This is a genomic window from Modicisalibacter ilicicola DSM 19980 (genome assembly GCF_900128925.1).
GTDB lineage: Bacteria > Pseudomonadota > Gammaproteobacteria > Pseudomonadales > Halomonadaceae > Modicisalibacter > Modicisalibacter ilicicola.
The window spans coordinates 12300-32556 of the sequence record NZ_FQUJ01000020.1 but is presented as its reverse complement, the minus strand read 5'-3'; the positions used below and the strand labels follow the sequence as shown (position 1 = coordinate 32556).

Genomic DNA, 20257 nt, shown 5'->3' with positions numbered 1-20257 from the left:
CCTGAGCGTTGATTTTTTTGAGCGACCCCGTTCAAGAATTTTTCCTGCACGCCGTTAAAGTCGGTAACCGATAGTAACTATTCAAGTAATGGCCGACGCCCGCCGTGAAGGAAGCGGCGACACAACAGCGGACAGGCAAGGAATACCTTGCCGGAACCGTGACCGAGGCAACGGCATCAATGCAGGGGAAAACGAGTATGTCGAGTGGAAGTCCGAGGCCTCTGGCCTTGCTCCAGGATTCGTTGCTTGGGAAACCGGCGAGCGAAGTGCTGGACATCGACGCGCTGATCGCGGAGATGGAGTATGCCAGCCGGGCGGTGGCGGTTCCCTTGCTCAGGTTGCGTGGCGAGACGCCGGATGCCGGCAAGGTAGAGCAGAGCGCCGCAAGCCTGGCCCAACGAATGCGTGGCCCCTTGATCGCCTTGCATGCCTGGGTACTGGTCGACGAACCGAGTGGGCCGGCAACGGTTGCAACCGGGGCTCTGGAAGACTTCATCCATTTCATTGCCATGGCGAGAAGCCTTGCCGAGTTCCAGTCGACGCCCTCTCCCGGGCGCCTGATGCATCTGCTGGGGCTGGCGCGGGTGCGCGCCCGCCTGGAAGCGCACGTCGGCCTCGTGCCAGCCATCGACATGCCCCTGCTGCCGGTGGAAGAAGGCCTGAACGCGGTCGAGATCGCCGCGGTGTGCAGTCTCAAGCTCACCACGGTCCGCAACGCCATCTCCCGGCGTGAAATGCCCTACACGAAGCAGGAGGGTGCCCCCCTCGATGAGGTGCTCGACTGGATGGTCCAGCGCAGCGGCTTCCTCTATCCGCATGTCAACGCGGTGACCCTGGACCGTCGCATCAACGGGCGCCTGGCCAACAGCTGGCTGATGCACAATCCGAAGGTGACCTTCGAACGCTGCGTCAGCCGCCTGCGCCTGTCGCTCTGGTACCTGCAGGAGAGCGATCGGCGCCTGGCGCTCAATGCCGAAGGGGTGCGCGGCTGCGTACTGCTGCTGCCCGCCATCGATCCGGTGCTGTTCGAGGATCAGGGACTGGAGCAGCTGGAGGACCGCACCGACGACCCCGCCGCCGCGATGCATCGCGAGGCGCTGTCCCTAGCCCCCGAGGAAACGCTGTGGCAATGCCATGTGCCGACGTTGCGGGTGCTGGAAGCCTTGATCGACCGCCTGCGCGATGGCGATGCGGTCGCGCCGCCCATGTGCTGCGGGGAGTGTTGATCAGCTCGCCGATGCCGCAGTTTCTCGAGGGCGACGGCCCTGCCAGGCGGCATAGGAATAGAGTGCCAGGCCGATCCAGATCAATACGAAGGTCACCAGCTGGATCGGCTGTAGCGGTTCCTCGAAGATCAGCAGGGCAATGAGAAACTGCAGCGTCGGGTTGATGTACATCAGAAAGCCGACGGTGGCCAGACGCAGGCGGTGGGTGGCACCGGCGAAGGCGATCAGCGGCAGGGCGGTGATCACGCCGCTGGCGATCAGCAGCAGGGTGCTGCGTCCATCGCCGTCCAGGAAGTGCGATTGCCCCGCGCTGGTCAGCCAGGACACGGCAGCCAGCGCCAGGGGCAGCAGTAGCAACGTCTCGACGAACAGTCCCGTCACCCCATCCAGGGGCACCTGCTTGCGAAACAGGCCATAGGTGCCGAAGGAGAGCGCCAGGCACAGGGTGATCCACGGCAATTCTCCCAGCACGACCAGTTGAATGGCGATGGCCAGCGCCGCCAGGGCAACGGCGATGTGCTGCAAGCGCTGCATGCGCTCCTTGAGTATCAGCATTCCCAGCAGCACGTTGACCAGCGGGGTAAGGAAATATCCCAGGCTGGCCTGGAATACGTGATGGCTTTCCACCGCATAGATGTAGATGCCCCAGTTCAGGGCGATCAACAGCGCACAGGCGAGCACTCGGCCCAGCCGTCCCGGGTGTCTCAATGCGCCGAGTACCGGCGACCAGCGGCGCAGCAGGGTGACCAGCAGGGCGAGGAACAGGCAGGACCAGAGCACCCGGTGGGCGAGCACCTCCCAGGCGGGGACACCTTCGAACAGGGCGAAGAAGAGCGGAAAACAACCCCATACCGTATAGGCGGAAAGGCCGTAGACAACCCCCCGGGTGGCTTCCTTGTGCGGTGGCATGGGCGGGCTCATTGTGTGCTGGTTCCTTATTACTAATAAGCTAATTTAACATATCCATCAGCGGCCTTGACCGAGTGTAACCTGCGAACTCGTCATTCGGGCTGCACCAAAGGAGCTGCTCGGTTAGTCTTGCCGGTAGACACACCCACAGGATGACGCGGCGCGTCATCCGGGAGGAGACTCATGAGCGAGCTGCGCACGACCCTGGTGCAGGCCGACCTGCGCTGGGAAGATCCCGACGCCAACTGCCGGTTGCTCGACGAGCAGTTGGGCGACCTGGATGGCGATGACACCGATCTGATCGTGCTGCCGGAAATGTTCGCCACTGGCTTCACCATGAATTCCCGGGCCATGGCCGAGCCCATGGAGCGCAGCAGCAGCGTGGCCTGGCTGCGGGAGCAGGCGGTCAAGCGGCGCTGCGTGCTGACCGGCAGCATCGCGGTGATCGCCGAGGGTGAATACTACAATCGCCTGATCTGGGCGACCCCGGACGGCGAGTTGACCCACTACGACAAACGCCACCTGTTTCGCATGGCGGGCGAGCACGAGCGCTATGGCATGGGCAACGAGCGAGTGGTCGTCGAACTCAAGGGCTTCCGCATTCTGCTGACGGTCTGCTACGACCTGCGCTTTCCGGTCTGGTTGCGCCAGCAGCCGAGTTCAGGGGAGCACTTCGAATACGACGCCCTGCTGTGCATCGCCAACTGGCCGGCTCCGCGCCGCCGGCCCTGGCGGACACTGCTTCAGGCCCGGGCCGTGGAAAACCTGTGCTACGTCATCGGCGTGAATCGGGTGGGCGAGGATGCCAAGAAGCTGGCCTATGCCGGCGATTCGATGCTCGTCGATTTCAAGGGGGACCCCCTGATCGACGAGCCACGGGATACGCCCTTCATTCGGACCGGGACATTGGACCGGGAGGCGCTTTCCGACTTTCGCGACAAGTTTCCCGCCTGGATGGATGCCGATCGGTTCACACTGGAGGTTTGATGCGCCTGGACAAGTTTCTCAGCGAGACCACCGATCTGTCCCGCAGCCTGGCCAAGAAGGCCTTGCATCGCCAGGAAGTCAGTGTCGATGGACAGATCACCAGGAACCCGGCGACCCAGGTGGATGAGTCGAGCGATGTGCGTTGGCAGGGCGAGCCCCTCGAACTCACCGGGCTGCGCTATCTGATGCTGTACAAGCCGCTGGGCGTCGAGTGCACCACCCGCCCCGGGCACTATCAGACGGTGCTGGAGCTGATCGATCTGCCCAACGTCGATCGGCTGCATCCGGTCGGTCGTCTCGACGTGGATACGACCGGGCTGGTGCTGCTTACCGACGATGGCCAGTGGTCGCATCGCGTGACCTCGCCGAAAAGGCGTTGCGCCAAGACCTACGTGGCGACCCTGGCCGAGCCGCTGGACGCCGAGGCGGGGGAGCGAGCCGTCGAGGCATTTGCCCGGGGGCTTCAACTCGAGGGGGAGGACAAGCCCACTCGGCCTGCCGAACTCACCTTGCTTTCGCCGCGGGAAGTGCGGCTGGCGATCGTCGAGGGCAAGTACCATCAGGTGCGCCGGATGTTCGCGGCCATCGGCAACCGGGTAGAAACGCTGCACCGGGAAGCGATCGGGCCGCTGCGTCTCGACCCGGATCTCGAGCCGGGAGAATGCCGGTTCCTGCGAGCCGAGGAGATCGCGGCGTTCTGACTTATACCGTTATCTTTTATAATCCAAACACAGAGCCACCTATTCATGCAGAGCCGTTCTGACGTCCAGACAGGGCACAGCTCAACCTGACAAACATCGCTTGATGATTCAAAATTATTTATTATGATTACTATTGACCACCTTGGCAGCAGAGGAAATTATGATGGCCGCCAACACCAAAACCCGATCCGTTACCGCTCATGTCCCTATTGAGCTGGCCGAGCGAGTCGATGAAATTGCCAATCGTCTGGAGCGCTCCAGGAACTGGATTGTCAAACAAGCCCTGGCCGCCTGGCTCGACCAGGAAGAGGAGCGCAGCCGCCTGACCCGTGAGGCTCTGGCCGATGTGGATGCCGGTCGTGTCATCGACCATCAAGCCGTGCAGGCCTGGGCCGACAGCCTGAGTGCCGACACCCCGCTGCCAGTGCCGCGCTGATGGAATTGAAGTGGACGAGCAAGGCCCTCTCTGATCTGGTACGCCTCCACGAATTCTTGGCATCGGTGAACCGGCCGGCAGCGGCCCGCACGGTGCAGCAGCTCACAGCTGCACCGACCACCCTGCTGACCAACCCGCGCATAGGCGAGCGGTTGGAAGAGTTTGAGCCGCGTGACGTGCGGCGGATTCTGGTCGGCCATTACGAGATGCGCTACGAGATCTCGGATTCCATTATCTATCTGCTACGCCTCTGGCATACCCGCGAGGACCGCTAGGTGTGATCTCTCAGTAGGTTGTTCATCCCGCATTGGCCGGGAATCGCCCGGTGGACAGGGCTCCTGCGCTTCCCTTATTCGGGAAAGTAGCGGCGTCACGCCAGTCTGCGATGAACCATAAATGAATCCTCCCATCCATCGTTGGTTTATCTATGCTTAAAACCAGCATGCGGGCTTCCTTTCTACAACCCGAGGAGCACAACAGGAATGGCCAAGGTCAAGAAGCGACAGATCGTCGAGGTATTGCTCGAGACCCACGGACGCACCTTTGCCCGTGAGCTGGGCATCGATCTCAGGCGCAATACCCCTGCGCCGCTGTTCAGGCTGCTCTGCCTGTCACTGCTGACCAGTGCGCCGCTCGGCGCGGATGCCGCGATGCGTGCCTGCAAGGCGCTGGGGGATACGGGCTGGACGACCCCGGCCAAGCTGGCAGACTCGACCTGGGAGCAACGGGTCAAGGTGCTCAACGAGAACGGCTATGCTCGCTATGACGAGAAGACTGCACGTCAGCTCGGCGATCTGGCAGACCATCTGCACCAGGCCTACGAAGGCGACCTGCGCCGACTGCGCGACGAGGCCGCCGGCGACGCGAAGAAGGCGCGACGCCTGCTCAAGGAGTTCAAGGGTATCGGCGGGGTCGGTGCGGATATCTTCCTGCGCGAGGTTCAGGTGGCCTGGGAGGAGTTTCGCCCCTTTGCCGACAAGATGACCTTGAAAGCGAGCGCCAAGCTCAAGCTCGGTGACGACGCCCAGACCCTGGCGAAACGTGTCGATTCAGCCGATTTTCCGAGACTGGTGGCGGCCCTGGTGCGTACCCAGCTGGCGAAGGAGCATGACAGGGTGCTCGAGCAGGCCAGCGACCTCTAGGCATCTGGATCTGCCAGCCCTGCCGCCTCCACCAGTGCCCGCGTGTAATCGCTCCGCGGCGCGCCCAGCACCTGCATGCAGTCGCCGTGCTCCACCACCTGCCCATCCTTGAGCACCATCACCTGGTGTGCCATGGCGCGCACCACTGCCAAATCGTGACTGATGAACAGGTAGCTCATGCCGCGCTTGGCCTGCAGGTCGCGCAGCAACTCGACCAGTTGCCTCTGCACGGTCCGGTCCAAGGCCGAGGTGGGCTCGTCGAGCACCAGCAATTCCGGCTCGAGGATGATTGCCCGGGCCACGGCGATACGCTGGCGCTGGCCACCGGAAAATTCGTGGGGGTAGCGCGCCGCGCAATCCTCGGGCAAGCCGACTTCGCGCAAGGTCGCGGCCACGCGTCGTTCGATTTCGGCATCGTCGAGCTGGGGGTGATGAAAGCGCAGCCCCTCGCTGACGATGTCGGCCACCGGCAGGCGAGGCGAGAGGGAGCCGTAAGGGTCCTGGAAGACGATCTGGAAGCGTCGGCGGCGTCGGCGCAGGGCATTGCCTGTCATGCGGTCGAGGCGCTCGCCGGCGAAGTCGATCTCGCCCGTCGAGGATGTGAGACGCAGCAATGCCATGGCCAGGGTCGTCTTCCCGGACCCTGACTCGCCGACGATGCCCAGGGTTTCGCCTCGCCCCAGGTGCAGGTCGAGGGGGGCGACGGCCACGAAGGGCGCCGGACGGCGCGAGAACAGCCGCTTGGGTCGCGAGAAGCTTACCTGCAGTTTTCTGGCTTCCAGGAGCTGCGCCGCATTGTCGGGTGGCGCCGGGCGCCCTGCGGGCTCGGCGGCGAGCAGCATGCGGGTATAGTCGCTGCGCGGTCGTCCGAAGACCTCGGCGACCGGCCCGCTTTCCTGGACGCGGCCGCGGTAGAGCACGCAGACCCGATCCGCGTGGCGGCGCACCAGATTGAGATCATGGGTGATGAAGAGCATGGCCATGCCGTGGCGGTCGCGCAGATCGGCGAGCAGGGCCAGGATCTCTTTTTGCACGGTGACATCCAGCGCCGTGGTCGGCTCGTCGGCGATCAGCAGGCGTGGATTGTTGGCGATGGCCATGGCAATCATCACTCGCTGGCGCTGCCCACCCGAGAGCTGGTGGGGCCAGGCATCGAGCAGTTCGTCCGGCCGTGGCAGCTTGACCTGGACCAGCAGTTCGCGAACCCGCTCCCGGGCCTGGCGGCCGCCAAGCCCCTGATGCAATCGCAGCGTCTCGCCGATCTGCTTGGCAATGGTGTGCAGCGGGTTCAGGGAGGTCATGGGCTCCTGGAAGATGAAGCCGACCTGATTGCCGCGCACGCCTCGCCAGTCGCGTTCGGTCAAGCGCGACAGGTCGTTGCCGCCAAGACGGCGCTCGCCGCTCACCCGGGCGCTGGCGGGAAGCAGGTTCATGGCCCCCAGGGCACTGACCGACTTGCCGGAGCCGGATTCGCCGACCAGGGCCAGGGTCTCGCCGCGGTGGATGCGCAGCGAAAGCGCCTCGACCACCGGCACGCCGTCGAAGGCCACCCCGAAATCGTTGAGTGAGAAGACCGCATCAGCGCTCATCGACGGGCTCCTCCGTTATGGCTACTCGCTCCGGTTTGGGCGGCATGGGGGCATTGATATGGCGAGGATCGAAGGCATCCCGCAGGCCTTCTCCGATGAACACCAGCAAGGAAAGCATCACGCTGAGGGTGATGAAGGCGGTGATGCCGAGCCAGGGGGCCTGCAGGTTGTTCTTGCCCTGGGCCACCAGTTCGCCCAGGGAGGGCGAGCCCGGGGGCAGGCCGAAGCCCAGGAAGTCCAGCGCGGTCAGGGTGGTGATGGCACCGGTGAACAGGAACGGAATGAACGTCAGGGTGGCGACCATGGCGTTGGGTAGCACGTGACGCCACATGATCAGGTGCGAAGGCAGCCCCAGCGCCCGAGCGGCACGCACGTATTCGAGATTGCGCGCGCGCAGGAACTCGGCGCGTACGATGTCCACCAGGCCCAGCCAGGAGAAGAGCAGCATGATGCCCAGCAACCACCACAGGTTGGGTTCGACCAGGCTGGCGAGGATGATGAGCAGGAAGAGCACCGGCAGGCCCGACCAGATCTCCGTGAGGCGCTGGCCGACCAGATCGACCTTGCCGCCGAAGTAGCCCTGGATACCGCCGACCAGCACCCCCAGCACCAGCGAGCCCAGCGTCAGCACCAGGGCAAACACCACCGATAGCCGAAACCCGTAGATCACCCGGGCCAGGACGTCGCGGCCCTGGTCGTCGGTGCCCAGCCAGTGGCGGGTGCTGGGAGGCGCCGGGGCGGGGTGGTCGAGCGCCTGGTCCAGGGTGTCGTAGGCGAAGGGGATCGGTGGCCACAGCATCCAGCCCTCGGCCTGGATCTGCTCGATCACGAAGGGGTCGCGGTAATCCGTGGCGGTTGGCAGAAAGCCGCCGAATTCCGTCTCGGGATAGTCCACCAGCAAGGGGGCATACCACTGGTCCTGGTACTTGAGCACCAGTGGCTTGTCATTGGCGATCAACTCGGCGCCCAGGCTGAGCAGGAACAGCAGCGAGAAGACCCAGAGGGCGAGTCGCGCCCGACCATTGCCGCGAAACACCGCCAGACGGCGTCGGGTGATCGGCGACAGGCGGGGTCTGAAGCGCTCGAGGATGGCCATCAGGACTCCCTCGTCTCGAAGTCGATGCGCGGGTCCACCCAGACGTAGGTCAGGTCCGAGATCAGCTTGAGGATCAGCCCGATCAGGGTGTAGAGGTACAGCGTGCCGAAGATCACCGGGTAGTCACGCTGCATGACGGCCTCGAATCCCAGCAGGCCGAGGCCGTCGAGGGAGAAGATCACCTCGATGAGCAGCGCGCCGGTGAAGAAGATGCCGACCAGGGCCGAGGGCAGTCCGGCGATGATGATCAGCATCGCGTTGCGGAACACGTGACCGTAGAGCACCTGGCGGTCGCTGGCACCCTTGGCCCGGGCGGTCAGCACGTATTGCTTGTGGATCTCGTCGAGGAAGCTGTTCTTGGTGAGCATGGTCAGGGTGGCGAAGCTGCCGATCGCCGCGGCGATCACCGGCAGGGTGATGTGCCAGAAGTAGTCGCCGATCTTGCCCCACAGGCCCAGCTCGTCGAAATAGGGAGAGGTCAGCCCGCGAAGGGGAAAGACGTCGAAATAACTGCCGCCGGCGAACAGCACGATCAGCAGGATGGCGAACAGGAAGCCCGGGATGGCGTAGCCGACGATCACCAGCCCCGAGGTCCAGACATCGAAACGCGAGCCGTGGCGCAACGCCTTGCGGATTCCCAGGGGGATCGATATCAGATAGACCAGCAGGGTGGTCCAGAGGCCGAGCGATATCGATACCGGCAAGCGCTCGATCATCAGGTCGATGACCGCCCGGTCGCGAAAGAAGCTGGTGCCGAAGTCGAAGGTGGCGTAATCGCCCAGCATGTTCACGAAGCGCACATGGGCCGGTTCGTCGAAGCCGAACTGCTTCTCGAGGGCCTCGATGAAGCGATCGTCGACGCCGCGTGCGCCCCGGGACTCGCTGCTGCCGCCGGTCGAGTCACCGCCCCCGGAGGAGAGGCGCGTGCTGGAGATGCTGTCGAGCCCCTGGTAGCGGGCGATGATCTGGTCGATGGGGCCGCCCGGGGCCGCCTGAACGATGATGAAATTGAGCAGCATGATCCCCAGCAGGGTGGGGATCATCAGCAATAGGCGACGTAGGACGTAGGCGGCCACTGAGCTTCCCTGAGGTTAACGACTGCCATGCTGGCGCTGATTGACGACCCGGGCGCGCTCGGGGTCGACCCACCAGGCATCCAGGTCGAGGTTGTACTCGGGATGCGGTTCGGGGTAGCCGTACTTGTCCCACAGGGCGACGCGGGTGGCCGCCAGGTGGAACTGCGGTATGACGTAGAAGCCCCAGCGCAGTACCCGGTCCAGCGCTTGGGCGGCCGCGTCGAGCTGCTGACGCGTTTCGGCCCGGATCAGCTTTTCCACCAGGTCGTCGATGACCGGGTCCTTGAGGCCGATGAGGTTGCGACTCTGCGGCTTGTCGGCATAGTCGCTGGTCCAGAACTCGCGCTGCTCGTTGCCGGGGGTGATCGACTGCGGGAAGCCGCCGACGATCATGTCGAAATCGAAGTTGCGCAGGCGATTGAGGTACTGGTTGACGTCGACGATGCGAATCTTGCCGCGAATGCCGATGCGCTCGAGGTTGCGCAGCAAGGGTTGGGCAATGCGCTCGAACTGGGAATCGTAGAGCAGTATCTCCAGGGTGAAGGGGTTCCCGGACTTGCGGTTCACCAATTGACCGTTCTGCACCTCGTAGCCGGCCTCGCGCAACAGCCCCAGGGCTTCGCGCAGGCGCGGGCGGATGTCCTCGGGGTGTTCCACGGGCAGCGGTTCCTCGAAGACGCGCTCGGGTAGCTGGTCACGATGCGGGCCGAGCAGTGCCAGCTCGGCATCGCTTGGCGTGCCCTGGGCGGCCATCTCGGAGTTCTCGAAATAGCTGTGGGTGCGTTCGTAGGCGCCGTAGAACAGGTTGTCGTTCAACCAGGGAAAGTCGAAGGCGAGATTCAGGGCCTCGCGCACCCGCACGTCCTTGAACTTGTCCCGGCGCAGGTTCATGACGTAGGCCTGCATGCCCGCCGGCTGTCCGTCCGGGATCAGCAGCTTCTCGACGAAGCCTTGCTCTAGTGCCGGGAAGTCGTAGGCGGTGGCCCAGTTGCGTGCGCTCGATTCGATGCGCATGTCCAGGTTGCCGGCCTTGAAGGCCTCAAGCGCCACGGTCTGGTCGCGGTAGTAGTCGAAGATCAGGCGTCCGATGTTGTGGCGGCCGCGATTGACCGGCAGGTCCTCGCCCCAGTAATCCTCCACGCGCTCGTAGACGATGCGGCGGCCGGGGTCGACCTGGGCGATGCGATAGGGGCCGGAGCCGAGCAACGGGTCGAGAGTCGGCGTCGTGAAGTCGCGATCCATCCAGTAGTGCTGCGGGAGGATCGGCAACTGGCCGAGGATCAGCGGCAGCTCCCGGGAGTTCTCCTCGGCGAACTCGAAGCGCACGGTGTCGTCGTCGAGGCGCTGAGCCGAGGTGACATCTGCATAGTAGGCGGCATAGAAGGGTTGCCCCTCGTCGCGCAGCAGCCGAAAGCTGAAGACGACGTCCTCGGCGGTCACCGGCTCGCCATCGTGGAAGGTCGCCTCGGGATGCAGGTCGAACTCCATCCAGCGGCGGTCAGGATCGAGGCGAACGCCTTCGGCGAGCAGGCCGTACATGGTGAAAGGTTCGTCGGGGTTGCCCACCATCAAGGTGTCGTAGATCTGCGTGAGCCCGTTGGCGGGGGTGCCCTTGACGATGAAGGGGTTGGTGGAATCGAAGCTGCCGATGGCGGCGCGATTGAGTTCGCCCCCCTCGGGCGCATCGGGATTGACATAAGGAAAGTGATCGAAACCGGCTGCCAGTGCCGGCTCGTCATACATGGCCAGGCCATGCTGAGTGGCCACCTCGCCGGACGAAGCGGCAAGTGCCATACCCGGAAACGACAAAGCCGCAAGAACGAGGGCGGCCTGAACCATGCGCAACATCGAGTCTCCTTTCGACTATCGCCCGGCGCGTAACGTCGCGACGGATCACCCAGCGTTAAGGTGTCAGCCGTCGGTCCGGTTGTAAATACTCTTGTGCCGGTTCGCGTGCATGGTGGTTCGCAACGGCAGCAGCCTGATGCGATGCACCGCCCGGGTTATCGGCGTACCAGCGTGTCCTGTCCCACGTCCGGTTCGCCTCGGCCCGGAATACTCAACATCTGGCCGATACGGATGACGTCGCTGCGCAGACCATTGTGCCGGCGCAACTCGTTCACCGTTACCGAGTAGCGGGCGGCCAGGGCAGAGAGCGAGTCGCCCCGACGTACCCGGTAGCGATCTTCGCTGGCAAAGGCCTCGCGACGCTCGGCGAGATGCGTGACCAGGGCGTTCTTCGCGGTATGCGGCACCAGCAGTTCCGGCGCGCGCGAGGGGAGGGTGGTTCCCTGCAGCAGTGCCGGGTTTAGCGCCTCGAGACGCGAGCGGCTGATGCCGGCCATCCTGGCCACCCGGGCCAGATGGATGCGTCCCTCGACCGGTACCCTGGCGAAGGCCGGTTGATTGGGGATGCTGGGCAGGGCGATGTCATAGCGATCGGGTTCGGCGATCATCCGCGAGAGTGCCAGCAGCTTGGGAACGTAGTTCATGGTCTGGCGTGGTAGCCGCAGGTCCCAGTAGTCGCCGCGCTTGCCCGAGGCAACTGCCTTTCGGCGGGCCTTGTTGACCGTCCCGGCGCCGGCATTGTAAGCCGCCAGGGAGAGCTCGATATCGCCTTCGTACCACTGGTCGGCCTGTTGCTGGATATAGTCCAGTGCAGCCTTGGTGGAGGCAATGACATCGAGGCGACCATCGTAGGTACCATCCCGGCGCAGTCCCAGCGCATCACCCGTTCCCGGCATGAATTGCCACATGCCGGTGGCACCGCCGGCATGGCGAGCCGTCGGGTCGTAGGCACTCTCGATGAAGGGAAGCAGCGCGATCTCCCCCGGCATGCCGCGCCGTTCGAGCTCGCTGACGACCCAATACAGCCAGGGACGCGCGCGCTCGGCGATGGTGGTGATGTTACCGGGATAGCGGCGGTAGTAGTCGATCCACTTCTGAACCCTAGGTTCCCTGGCGTCGATCTCCCACTGGAAGTTGTCGCGCATGCGCGTCCAGATGTCTCCCTGAACGGCGGGCTGGAGCATCAGCGCTTCCCAGAACGGCGACTGAGGCGTCGTCGATGGGAAGGAGCTGGCATGGGTCGAGAACGAAAAGGTTAAAAGAATTCCTCCTATCAGACTGTAGGCCTGACGACAGGACGATCGGCTGCTCATGGGTTCGGGTCCTCATAGGCGCATCAGGGAACAACCCCTGGGCGGCGTCCATGGTGTTTTAAAAGTTGTCTTTCCAGTGGCGAAGCGTTGCAAAGGTTATATCGGGCGAATCGGTAGGCCCTTGAGCGGCGGCCGTGGAGCGGATGTGCTCGTTGTCGACACGCAGAAAGGGGTTGACCTGACGCTCGCGGCCAATGGTGCTGGGAAGCGTCGGTCGACTCAGATCTCGTGCACGCTGGCATTCGCTCATCAATCGGTCGCGCACCCTGTTGTCCGGCTCTGCGGCCTGGGCAAAGCGGAGGTTGGCCAGGGTGTATTCGTGGGCGGCGAATACCAGGGTGTCTTCGGGCAGGGAGGCCAGCCGCGAGAGCGATCGGTGCATCTGTTCTGGCGTGCCTTCGAAGAGACGTCCGCAGCCCCCGCAGAAGAGGGTATCACCGCAAAACAGCAGGGATGGCGTCCCGGAAGCGAAAAAGGCAATATGATCAAGGGTGTGACCCGGCACCGCCAGCACCTCGAAACGGCGCCCCAGCACACGGAAGTCATCGCCATCGGCCACGCGCTCGCCGATCTCCTCGATATTCGGGTTGTCGGGACCGATGACGCGTGGTGCGTAACGCTTGGTGAGCTCCGGCAAGCCGCCGGTATGGTCGTGGTGGTGATGCGTGATGAGAATCGTGGAAAGATTGAGGCTTTCCCGCTCCAGGTACTCGATCACCGGCTGGGCATCGCCAGGGTCGACTACCGTCACATCAGTGGTAGAGTCTTGACGCAATAGCCAGATATAGTTGTCGTTGAAGGCGGGAATCGGTGTCACGCTCAGCATCAATGTCTTTCCTCGGCGCGGTTGGTCGACACTCCGATGGCCAATGACAAGCGCCATTCCGGAAGCCGGACTGCACAAAATGTGCCTAACCATGGGGGGAAGAGCGTGCTGTGTCAAATTCTAATATGACGATATCTCTGGCCCAGACGGTCCGCCAGGGTCGCCTCTACTGGGCGTCCCCCGCCGGAAAGGCGCACTGGCAAGCCGAGCGGGCTTGCATCGGGCCGGTCTGCGAACGCCTTTTCGGGGTGCGTAGCCTTCATCTCGGCATGGCGCCACGGCTGACGGACATGTGCCCGATTCGCCATTCGCTGGCCTGGTCGCCGACCCGGGAGCTGGCCGAGGACGAGGCCTGCCTGGTATGCAATCCTGGCACTCTGCCGCTGCCCGACGACTCCCTGTCGCTGGTGGTCGTGCACCACCTGCTGGAAGTCGCCCCGGAGCCTCACCGTGTGCTGCAGGAGGCAACTCGCGTGGTGGCCGACAATGGATGCCTGGTCATCTTCGGCTGGTTTCCGCTGGGTGTCGAGGGGCTGCGGCGCGTCTGCTCGAGGAGCCGCTCGAGCCTGCCTTGGCGAGGCAAGTGGAGAACCCCCGGGCGTCTGCGGGACTGGCTCGAGTTTGTCGATTTCGAAATCGAGCGGGTAGACTACTGCGGCTTTCGCTTGCCCGGCCGACCGCCCGGCAATGCCAGGCTCGAGTCCCTGGGGCGGCGCTACAATCTGCCGCTGGGTGACACTTACATGATTCGTGCTCGGCGCCGAATGCAGCGTGCCCAGATCGTGCGTCCCCGCCTGGCCACGCCAGCCATGGGGCGTCCGATGCTCGGCAACTCGCCGCGCATCGTCGCTGAACAGGAACGCGAAAGGGTGAGTGAGGTTGACTGAATTGCCCGAGGTGATTATCCATACCGATGGCGCCTGCCGCGGCAATCCTGGCCCCGGCGGGTGGGGGGCGCTGCTCAACGCGGGGCGTCACGAGAAGACGCTCAACGGCTTCGAGGCATCGACCACCAACAATCGCATGGAACTGATGGCGGCCATCATGGCCTTGCGAGAACTCAAGCGTCCCTGCCGCGTGGAATTGCACACCGACTCGCAGTACCTGCGCAAGGGCATCACCGAATGGATCCACGGCTGGCAGAAGCGCGGCTGGAAGACCGCGGCCAAGCAGCCCGTCAAGAATGCCGAACTGTGGCGGCAGCTGCTGGCCGAAAGCCAGCGCCATGATGTGCGCTGGCACTGGGTCAAGGGGCATAGCGGCCATCCTGGCAACGAGCGCGCCGACGCACTGGCCAACGAGGCGATCGACGCCGCGCTGAGTCTGCAAGGCTGACGTACCTCCAATCCAAGCGACGACGAGAAACCCATGCGCCAGATCATTCTGGATACCGAAACCACCGGCATCGATCCCAAGGAGGGCCACCGCCTCATCGAGATCGGTGCCGTCGAGATGATCAATCGCCGCCTGACCGGCAACACCTATCATCAGTACATCAACCCCGAGCGCGAGATCGACGCCGAGGCCATTGGCGTCCACGGCATCACCAACGAGCGTGTGGCCGATGAGCCGCGCTTCGCGGAGGTGGCGGACGCCTTCTGGGCGTTCATTCAGGGAGCGGAGCTGGTCATTCACAACGCGCCCTTCGATGTCGGTTTCATCGATCACGAATTCACCTTGCTGAATGCTCGCCGAGGTGAGCCGCGGCTCGGCCCGGTGGCGGACGCGTGCGGCATTCTGGATACGCTGAAGCTGGCCCGGGACAAGCACCCGGGACAGCGCAACAGTCTCGATGCGCTCTGCAAGCGCTACGAGATCGACAATGGGCACCGCGTGCTGCACGGCGCACTGCTCGATGCCGAGATTCTGGCTGACGTCTACCTGGCCATGACCGGGGGGCAGACGGCGTTGCTGCTCGATGCGGAGGCGACGGGGTCGGGAGCCAGCAGCGGGGGCATCAGCGGCATTCGGCGCCTGCCTGCCGAACGACCCAGGCTGGCGGTGCCGCTGCCGACCCAGGCCGAACTGGAAGCGCATCGGGCCAAGCTGGGGCGCATCCGCGAGGGAGCCGGAGCCTGTGGCTGGGATGCCCTGGCGGGGTGGGAAAACGCCACCCAGGCGAGCGACAAAGGGCTGAATGAGCCGGTCGAGCAGTGATGTTTCGCCGCGATCTGCCCTCGAAAGACCACCACGGCGGCTGGTTGGTCCGGGTTGGCGAGCACCACGGTATCGCACCCGCCGGCGAGCAGGAGGTGCTGCAGCATGTCGATAAGTGGCCCGACTCGGCACAGCCCCTGGGCTTCTGGAACGATCGTCCGGTCGCGGTCGTCCAGGAAAGGGGAGAACCGCAATGGCCCTCGGCCAGAGAGTGGCTGGCCCGGCTGCCGGAGTCCCGGTTTCCGCTGATCTCGACGGCCTTGCAGGTGGTGGCGTGGCAGCGCGATCACCGCTTCTGCGGTCGCTGTGGTCAGGCCAGCGAACGCGTGAACGGTGAGTTTGCCATGCAGTGCCCGGCCTGCGGGCATCGCAACTATCCGCGCATCTCGCCTTGCATCATCACGCTGGTGACTTGTGGCAAGGATCTGCTGCTGGCGCGCAGTCCGCGCTTCCCGCCGGGGCGCTATTCGACACTGGCTGGCTTCATCGAGCCTGGAGAGACCGCCGAGGATGCGGTACGCCGAGAGGTCCACGAGGAAGTGGGGCTTACCCTGGGCGAGGTAACCTACTATCGAAGCCAGGCGTGGCCATTTCCGCATTCGCTGATGCTTGGATTCTTCGCCGAGGCGACGAGTCGTCGAATCCGCATCGATGGCACCGAAATCGTCGATGCGGCCTGGTATACGCCGCATCGGTTACCTCAGCTTCCGCCGCCCTACTCGATCGCGAGGGCGCTGATCGAAGCGCACCTGAGAGCCGTGGGTGCGGACAGGGATTAGCGGGGGAACAGAGTATTGAGCTTGGTGGCCAGCATCAGGTTGCCGGTGGCCTTAAGCTTGCCGGACATGAAGGCGTGCATGCCGTCGATCTCGCCGTTCATGATCCCCTTGAGCGTGGCACTGTCGGTCGTCAGCGTGACCGAGGGGTCGTCATGCTCGCCCTGGTGGATGCCCAGCGTGCCGTCCTGGACCTGGAGATAGTAGTCGTCGGCATCGCTGACATTGAATTGAAAGACATCATCCATGCCCTTGGCAGCCTGGGGGTCGAAGCGTGATTGCAAGTTGTCGAGGGTGGTGCTGGAGCTGGACATCGGGTGACTCCTGAGTTGAGTAAATTTTCTTGGGGGGTGAATGTGTTGCAAACCGGCAGTCGCGTCAAGCCCCTCTCCACCCCGTTACCCAGGCCGCCGTGACGAGTGGCATCGAGAGGCCCATGATCGAAAAGTCACGACACACTGACCAAGAGGTACGCACGTGAATGCATGGCTCGCCGACTACGGCATGTTTCTGGCACAAGTGATCACCCTGGCGTTGGTCGTGGGCGTGCTTGTCGCCCTGGCAGGCCGGTCCCATGGCCAGGAAGAGCACTCCCGCCTGCGCATCGAAGAACTCAACAAGCGTTACCGTTCTCGCCAGCGGCGCCTGCGACTGGCCGGCATGGACCGCAAGCGGCGCAAGATGGCATTGAAAGGGTTCCGCAAGGACGACAAGCACGAGTCGCGTGGCCGCGACAGCAAGAGCCCCCTGCCGACGGTCTGGGTCCTGGACTTTCGTGGCGATATCAAGGCGTCGGCCACGTCGCGACTCAGCGAGGAGATCTCCGCATTGCTTGGCGTGGTCAAGGACGACGACGAGGTGGTGGTGCGCCTTGAATCGCCCGGCGGGCTGGTGCATGCCTACGGCCTCGCCGCCGCACAGCTCGATCGTCTTCGCGAGGCCGGCCTCTCTACCACGGTGTGCATTGACAAGGTGGCGGCTAGCGGCGGCTATCTGATGGCGTGTTGTGCCGACCGCCTGCGTGCGGCGCCCTTCGCCGTGATTGGTTCGATCGGGGTGGTGGCGCAATTGCCCAACATCCACCGGTTGCTCAAGAAAAACGATATCGATATAGAGTTGCTGACTGCCGGACGCTACAAGCGAACCCTCACGGTGCTGGGCGAGAATACCGAGGAAGGGCGCGACAAGTTCGTCGAGGAACTGGAAAACACCCACGAGCTGTTCAAGCGTCATGTCAGCGAGCGGCGCCCCGAGCTCGACATCGAAAAGGTGGCGACCGGTGAAATCTGGTATGGCAGCGAGGCGGTGAAGTTAGGCCTGATCGACGACTTGGGAACCAGCGAGGCCTACCTGCTCGAGTGCATGGAGCGAGCGCGGGTCATCACCGTGGCATTGGAAAAAAGGCGCGGGCTCGTCGAGCGAATGGGTCTGGCAGTCTCGGCAGGGATCGAGTACGGCATACAGCGAGTGTACGAGGTGATCGAAGCGAGTGGCTGGCATCGGCGTTGAGTCTGCGCCAGCGCCACGCATCAAGCGTAGAGTCTGGCGAGGGTGTCGACGACGGTGCGCGCCTCGTTGCCCTGTAGCGAGTAGTAGATCGTCTGGGACGAGCGCCGTGTCGCGACGAGCCCCTCGCGGCGCAGGATCGCCAGATGCTGGGACAGGGCGGACTGGCTCAGGGCCAGGCGGGCATTCAGTTCGGAGACAGACAGCTCTCCTTCATCGAGCAGGCACAGGATGCGCAGGCGGTTCTCGTTGGCCATGGCCTTGAGAAGGTTGGTAGCGTCGCTGACGACGCCATCCCCCTTGTCGAGCAGCAGTGCAGCGGGCTGGTGAGTGCTCATGATGCGTCTCCCAGTGGTGACGTCATATTCGTGCAGCGAGTGCGAAGTGGCGACCTGCTGCGCTACCCTTAAATTATGACCTGTTATTTCCTTCCTGATTTAGCAAATCTTCAATAACTTTGTCTTAGTTGTCCAAGTTGATATTTAACGATAAATCATCGTGCTGCTGGACGTTTTTTGAGCATTTCGCCTTCAAGATTGTCGACAATTATGGGCGGTGAAAAAAGGAAAACTGCTGATTTGGTAATTTTATACGCCTATTAGCCGATGGTAGGAGTGGAAAATGCCCGCGCTTGGCCTAAAGTGTCAACAATCGCCAGGTCGTTGAGATCAAAAGAACCGTTTGTTCACCCCTTATAGGTAGGGCTTTTCCATGCGCGCGTACCAGTCCGAATATCAGCAATCGATCCAGCATCCCGAAACGTTCTGGGCCGAGCAGGCCCGCCGCGTCCCCTGGTTCAAGCCACCAGAGACGATACTGAGCTACGACGAGCACGGGCACGCCCGCTGGTATGCCGATGGAGAGCTCAACACCTGTCATGTGGCACTCGATCATCACGTCGAATCCGGGCGCGGCGATCAGCCGGCGGTGTTCTGGGACTCGCCGGTCACCGGTGGGCGGCGCACCCTCAGCTATCGCGAGTTGCGCGACCAGGTGGCCACCTTTGCGGGAGCGCTGGCCGGCCTCGGGGTGGAAAAGGGCGATCGGGTGGTCATCTACATGCCGATGGTGCCCGAAGCGCTCGTGGCGATGTATGCCTGCGCGCGTCTCGGGGCGGTGCATTCGGTGGTGTTCGGCGGCTTCGCCCCGCACGAGCTGGCCATGCGCATCGAGGATGCCGAACCCAAGGTGGTGATCGCCGCTTCCTGCGGCATCGAGGTCGACAATGTCATCGCCTACAAGCCGATCATCGACAAGGCGCTGGCCCAGAGCACGCACCAACCCGCTGCCTGCGTGATTCTTCAGCGCGACCAGGCGCAGGCCGACCTGGGCAGTATCGACCACGACTGGCAGGTGCTGGTCGAGAATGCCGCGCCCGCCGACTGCGTACCGGTCAAGGGCACCGATCCGCTCTACATCCTCTACACCTCGGGAACCACCGGCAAGCCCAAGGGGGTAGTGCGAGACCACGGCGGCCATGCGGTAGCGATGCACTACTCCATGGAGCGCATCTATGGCATGGCGCCGGGGGAGGTGTTCTTCTCCGCGTCGGACGTCGGCTGGGTCGTGGGCCACTCCTACATCGTCTATGCGCCGCTGATCCTGGGCTGCACGACCGTCGTCTACGAAGGCAAGCCGGTCCGCACCCCGGATGCCGGCGCCTTCTGGCGACTGATCGCCGAGTATCGCATCAAGGCCTTCTTCACGGCACCCACGGCATTTCGCGCCATCAAGAAGGAGGATCCAGACGGCAAGTGGCTCGAGAAGTACGACATTTCCTGTCTGAGAACGCTTTTCCTCGCCGGAGAGCGCCTCGACCCCCCGACATTCCATTGGCTCGACGACCTGCTCGATGTACCGGTGGTCGATCATTGGTGGCAGACCGAGACCGGCTGGGCCATCGCCGCCAACCTGCAAGGGCTGGAACCCATGCCGATCAAGGCCGGCTCGGCGACCGTGCCGGTACCCGGTTTCAACGTGCAGGTGCTCAACCGCCAGGCCGAGCCCGCCGCCGATCATGAGCAGGGCAGCATCGTCATTCGCCAGCCTCTGCCGCCGGGCTGTCTGGCGGGTATCTGGCGTGATCCGCAACGCTTCCATCAGGCTTACATGGCCGCATTCCCGGGGTGTTACCTGACCGGGGATGGCGGGTATTTCGATGAAGAGGGCTACCTGTTCATCATGGGGCGCACCGACGACGTCATCAACGTGGCGGGGCATCGCCTCTCCACCGGTGAAATGGAAGAGGTGCTTGGCGCACACCCCGCGGTAGCCGAATGTGCCGTGATCGGGATCCTCGACAATCTCAAGGGCCAGGTACCGCTGGGGCTGGTGATTCCCAAGGACGGCTACAACGGTGATCCACAGACCCTGGAAAAGGAACTGATCGCCAAGGTCAGGGAGCAGATCGGCCCCATCGCCTGCCTCAAGCAGATCCTGGTGGTGTCACGGCTGCCCAAGACGCGCTCGGGCAAGATTCTGCGCAAGCTGTTGCGTACCATCGCCGATGGCAACGAGTTCAGCATGCCGTCGACCATCGACGACCCCACCAGCCTGCAGGAGGTGCATGAGCACATGATGAGTTGCGAGGTGGGGGCTTCTCATCAGGCGCGCCAGGTCTGATCCCAATCCGAAGAAGGAAGTTCGGGCTCGCCAACGGCGGGCCCGAT

At 63.6% G+C, this 20257-nt stretch carries 21 protein-coding genes; 12 read left to right on the top strand and 9 right to left on the bottom strand.

Going from position 1 to position 20257, the window contains the following annotated elements:
* Positions 1-197: 197 nt before the first annotated feature.
* Positions 198-1226: a hypothetical protein gene (locus tag BUA41_RS17075; RefSeq protein WP_139249163.1), complete on the top strand. Its 1029-nt coding sequence runs from the start codon at positions 198-200 to the stop codon at positions 1224-1226.
* On the opposite strand, the gene rarD is transcribed toward BUA41_RS17075, so the two are convergent.
* On the bottom strand, positions 1227-2147 hold the full coding sequence (gene rarD, locus BUA41_RS17070; protein WP_072825099.1) for an EamA family transporter RarD: 921 nt from the start codon (positions 2145-2147) through the stop codon (positions 1227-1229).
* A gap of 171 nt (positions 2148-2318) precedes the next feature.
* On the opposite strand from rarD, the gene BUA41_RS17065 reads away from it, so the two are divergent.
* From BUA41_RS17065 to BUA41_RS17045, 5 genes are all read left to right on the top strand, one after another.
* On the top strand, positions 2319-3122 hold the full coding sequence (locus BUA41_RS17065) for an amidohydrolase (protein ID WP_072825097.1): 804 nt from the start codon (positions 2319-2321) through the stop codon (positions 3120-3122).
* Positions 3122-3823, top strand: coding sequence for a pseudouridine synthase (locus BUA41_RS17060; protein ID WP_072825095.1), 702 nt, complete (start codon positions 3122-3124; stop codon positions 3821-3823). The genes BUA41_RS17065 and BUA41_RS17060 overlap by 1 nt, the downstream gene beginning before the upstream one ends.
* A 163-nt stretch (positions 3824-3986) precedes the next feature.
* Positions 3987-4259, top strand: a complete 273-nt coding sequence (locus tag BUA41_RS17055; RefSeq protein WP_072825093.1) for a CopG family ribbon-helix-helix protein — start codon at positions 3987-3989, stop codon at positions 4257-4259.
* Positions 4259-4534 carry a type II toxin-antitoxin system RelE/ParE family toxin gene (locus tag BUA41_RS17050; RefSeq protein ID WP_072825091.1) on the top strand — a complete coding sequence of 92 codons (276 nt, stop codon included), beginning with the start codon at positions 4259-4261 and terminating at the stop codon, positions 4532-4534. Before BUA41_RS17055 ends, BUA41_RS17050 begins: the two co-directional genes overlap by 1 nt.
* Positions 4535-4741: 207 nt before the next feature.
* On the top strand, positions 4742-5401 hold the full coding sequence (locus tag BUA41_RS17045; protein WP_072825089.1) for a hypothetical protein: 660 nt from the start codon (positions 4742-4744) through the stop codon (positions 5399-5401).
* Here the strand turns inward: BUA41_RS17045 and BUA41_RS17040 are convergent.
* The 6 genes from BUA41_RS17040 to gloB all read right to left on the bottom strand — a co-directional run bounded on the left by BUA41_RS17040 (position 5398) and on the right by gloB (position 13149).
* On the bottom strand, positions 5398-6990 hold the full coding sequence (locus BUA41_RS17040) for an ABC transporter ATP-binding protein (RefSeq protein ID WP_072825087.1): 1593 nt from the start codon (positions 6988-6990) through the stop codon (positions 5398-5400). The two genes, BUA41_RS17045 and BUA41_RS17040, sit on opposite strands and share 4 nt — an antisense overlap.
* The gene (locus tag BUA41_RS17035; RefSeq protein WP_072825085.1) at positions 6980-8086 is read right to left on the bottom strand and encodes an ABC transporter permease; all 1107 of its coding nucleotides are present in this window, start codon (positions 8084-8086) and stop codon (positions 6980-6982) included. Before BUA41_RS17035 ends, BUA41_RS17040 begins: the two co-directional genes overlap by 11 nt.
* A complete protein-coding gene (locus BUA41_RS17030) occupies positions 8086-9162 on the bottom strand; it encodes a microcin C ABC transporter permease YejB (protein ID WP_072825083.1) in 1077 nt (358 codons plus the stop codon). Before BUA41_RS17030 ends, BUA41_RS17035 begins: the two co-directional genes overlap by 1 nt.
* Positions 9163-9177: 15 nt before the next feature.
* Positions 9178-11010 (bottom strand): extracellular solute-binding protein, encoded by a 1833-nt coding sequence (locus BUA41_RS17025; RefSeq protein WP_072825081.1) that lies wholly within the window; start codon positions 11008-11010, stop codon positions 9178-9180.
* A gap of 155 nt (positions 11011-11165) precedes the next feature.
* Entirely contained in the window at positions 11166-12323 is a 1158-nt protein-coding gene (locus BUA41_RS17020; RefSeq protein ID WP_139249162.1) for a transglycosylase SLT domain-containing protein, read from the bottom strand.
* 58 nt (positions 12324-12381) lie between these two features.
* Positions 12382-13149: a hydroxyacylglutathione hydrolase gene (gene gloB, locus BUA41_RS17015; RefSeq protein WP_072825079.1), complete on the bottom strand. Its 768-nt coding sequence runs from the start codon at positions 13147-13149 to the stop codon at positions 12382-12384.
* A gap of 110 nt (positions 13150-13259) precedes the next feature.
* On the opposite strand from gloB, the gene BUA41_RS17010 reads away from it, so the two are divergent.
* The 4 genes from BUA41_RS17010 to nudC are packed head-to-tail and all read left to right on the top strand — an operon-like array spanning position 13260 to position 16085.
* Entirely contained in the window at positions 13260-14036 is a 777-nt protein-coding gene (locus BUA41_RS17010) for a class I SAM-dependent methyltransferase (RefSeq protein WP_072825077.1), read from the top strand.
* A gap of 1 nt (position 14037) precedes the next feature.
* Positions 14038-14484, top strand: coding sequence for a ribonuclease HI (rnhA, locus tag BUA41_RS17005; RefSeq protein ID WP_175547003.1), 447 nt, complete (start codon positions 14038-14040; stop codon positions 14482-14484).
* A gap of 33 nt (positions 14485-14517) precedes the next feature.
* Entirely contained in the window at positions 14518-15306 is a 789-nt protein-coding gene (dnaQ, locus tag BUA41_RS17000; protein ID WP_072825073.1) for a DNA polymerase III subunit epsilon, read from the top strand.
* Positions 15306-16085: an NAD(+) diphosphatase gene (gene nudC, locus BUA41_RS16995; protein WP_072825071.1), complete on the top strand. Its 780-nt coding sequence runs from the start codon at positions 15306-15308 to the stop codon at positions 16083-16085. Before dnaQ ends, nudC begins: the two co-directional genes overlap by 1 nt.
* Here nudC and BUA41_RS16990 read toward each other — a convergent pair.
* Positions 16082-16396 carry an SCP2 sterol-binding domain-containing protein gene (locus BUA41_RS16990; protein WP_072825069.1) on the bottom strand — a complete coding sequence of 105 codons (315 nt, stop codon included), beginning with the start codon at positions 16394-16396 and terminating at the stop codon, positions 16082-16084. The genes nudC and BUA41_RS16990 overlap by 4 nt on opposite strands.
* A gap of 163 nt (positions 16397-16559) precedes the next feature.
* On the opposite strand from BUA41_RS16990, the gene sohB reads away from it, so the two are divergent.
* Positions 16560-17591, top strand: a complete 1032-nt coding sequence (sohB, locus tag BUA41_RS16985) for a protease SohB (protein WP_072825067.1) — start codon at positions 16560-16562, stop codon at positions 17589-17591.
* 20 nt (positions 17592-17611) lie between these two features.
* On the opposite strand, the gene BUA41_RS16980 is transcribed toward sohB, so the two are convergent.
* Positions 17612-17926, bottom strand: a complete 315-nt coding sequence (locus tag BUA41_RS16980; protein WP_072825065.1) for an ArsR/SmtB family transcription factor — start codon at positions 17924-17926, stop codon at positions 17612-17614.
* 373 nt (positions 17927-18299) lie between these two features.
* Here BUA41_RS16980 and BUA41_RS16975 point away from each other — a divergent pair, with 373 nt between their 5' ends.
* Positions 18300-20210, top strand: a complete 1911-nt coding sequence (locus BUA41_RS16975) for a propionyl-CoA synthetase (RefSeq protein WP_072825063.1) — start codon at positions 18300-18302, stop codon at positions 20208-20210.
* Positions 20211-20257 lie beyond the last annotated feature (47 nt).

Bases quoted from the DNA above. Each gene is read 5' to 3' on its own strand.
- nudC (WP_072825071.1), top strand. From the start codon at position 15,306: ATGTTTCGCCGCGATCTGCCCTCGAAAGACCACCACGGCGGCTGGTTG.
- BUA41_RS17055 (WP_072825093.1), top strand. From the start codon at position 3,987: ATGGCCGCCAACACCAAAACCCGATCCGTTACCGCTCATGTCCCTATT.
- BUA41_RS17075 (WP_139249163.1), top strand. From the start codon at position 198: ATGTCGAGTGGAAGTCCGAGGCCTCTGGCCTTGCTCCAGGATTCGTTG.
- dnaQ (WP_072825073.1), top strand. From the start codon at position 14,518: ATGCGCCAGATCATTCTGGATACCGAAACCACCGGCATCGATCCCAAG.
- BUA41_RS17065 (WP_072825097.1), top strand. From the start codon at position 2,319: ATGAGCGAGCTGCGCACGACCCTGGTGCAGGCCGACCTGCGCTGGGAA.
- BUA41_RS16980 (WP_072825065.1), bottom strand. From the start codon at position 17,926: ATGAGCACTCACCAGCCCGCTGCACTGCTGCTCGACAAGGGGGATGGC.
- rarD (WP_072825099.1), bottom strand. From the start codon at position 2,147: ATGAGCCCGCCCATGCCACCGCACAAGGAAGCCACCCGGGGGGTTGTC.
- BUA41_RS17060 (WP_072825095.1), top strand. From the start codon at position 3,122: ATGCGCCTGGACAAGTTTCTCAGCGAGACCACCGATCTGTCCCGCAGC.
- BUA41_RS16975 (WP_072825063.1), top strand. From the start codon at position 18,300: ATGCGCGCGTACCAGTCCGAATATCAGCAATCGATCCAGCATCCCGAA.
- BUA41_RS16990 (WP_072825069.1), bottom strand. From the start codon at position 16,396: ATGTCCAGCTCCAGCACCACCCTCGACAACTTGCAATCACGCTTCGAC.
- gloB (WP_072825079.1), bottom strand. From the start codon at position 13,149: ATGCTGAGCGTGACACCGATTCCCGCCTTCAACGACAACTATATCTGG.
- BUA41_RS17025 (WP_072825081.1), bottom strand. From the start codon at position 11,010: ATGTTGCGCATGGTTCAGGCCGCCCTCGTTCTTGCGGCTTTGTCGTTT.
- BUA41_RS17035 (WP_072825085.1), bottom strand. From the start codon at position 8,086: ATGGCCATCCTCGAGCGCTTCAGACCCCGCCTGTCGCCGATCACCCGA.
- BUA41_RS17040 (WP_072825087.1), bottom strand. From the start codon at position 6,990: ATGAGCGCTGATGCGGTCTTCTCACTCAACGATTTCGGGGTGGCCTTC.
- BUA41_RS17020 (WP_139249162.1), bottom strand. From the start codon at position 12,323: ATGAGCAGCCGATCGTCCTGTCGTCAGGCCTACAGTCTGATAGGAGGA.
- BUA41_RS17045 (WP_072825089.1), top strand. From the start codon at position 4,742: ATGGCCAAGGTCAAGAAGCGACAGATCGTCGAGGTATTGCTCGAGACC.
- BUA41_RS17050 (WP_072825091.1), top strand. From the start codon at position 4,259: ATGGAATTGAAGTGGACGAGCAAGGCCCTCTCTGATCTGGTACGCCTC.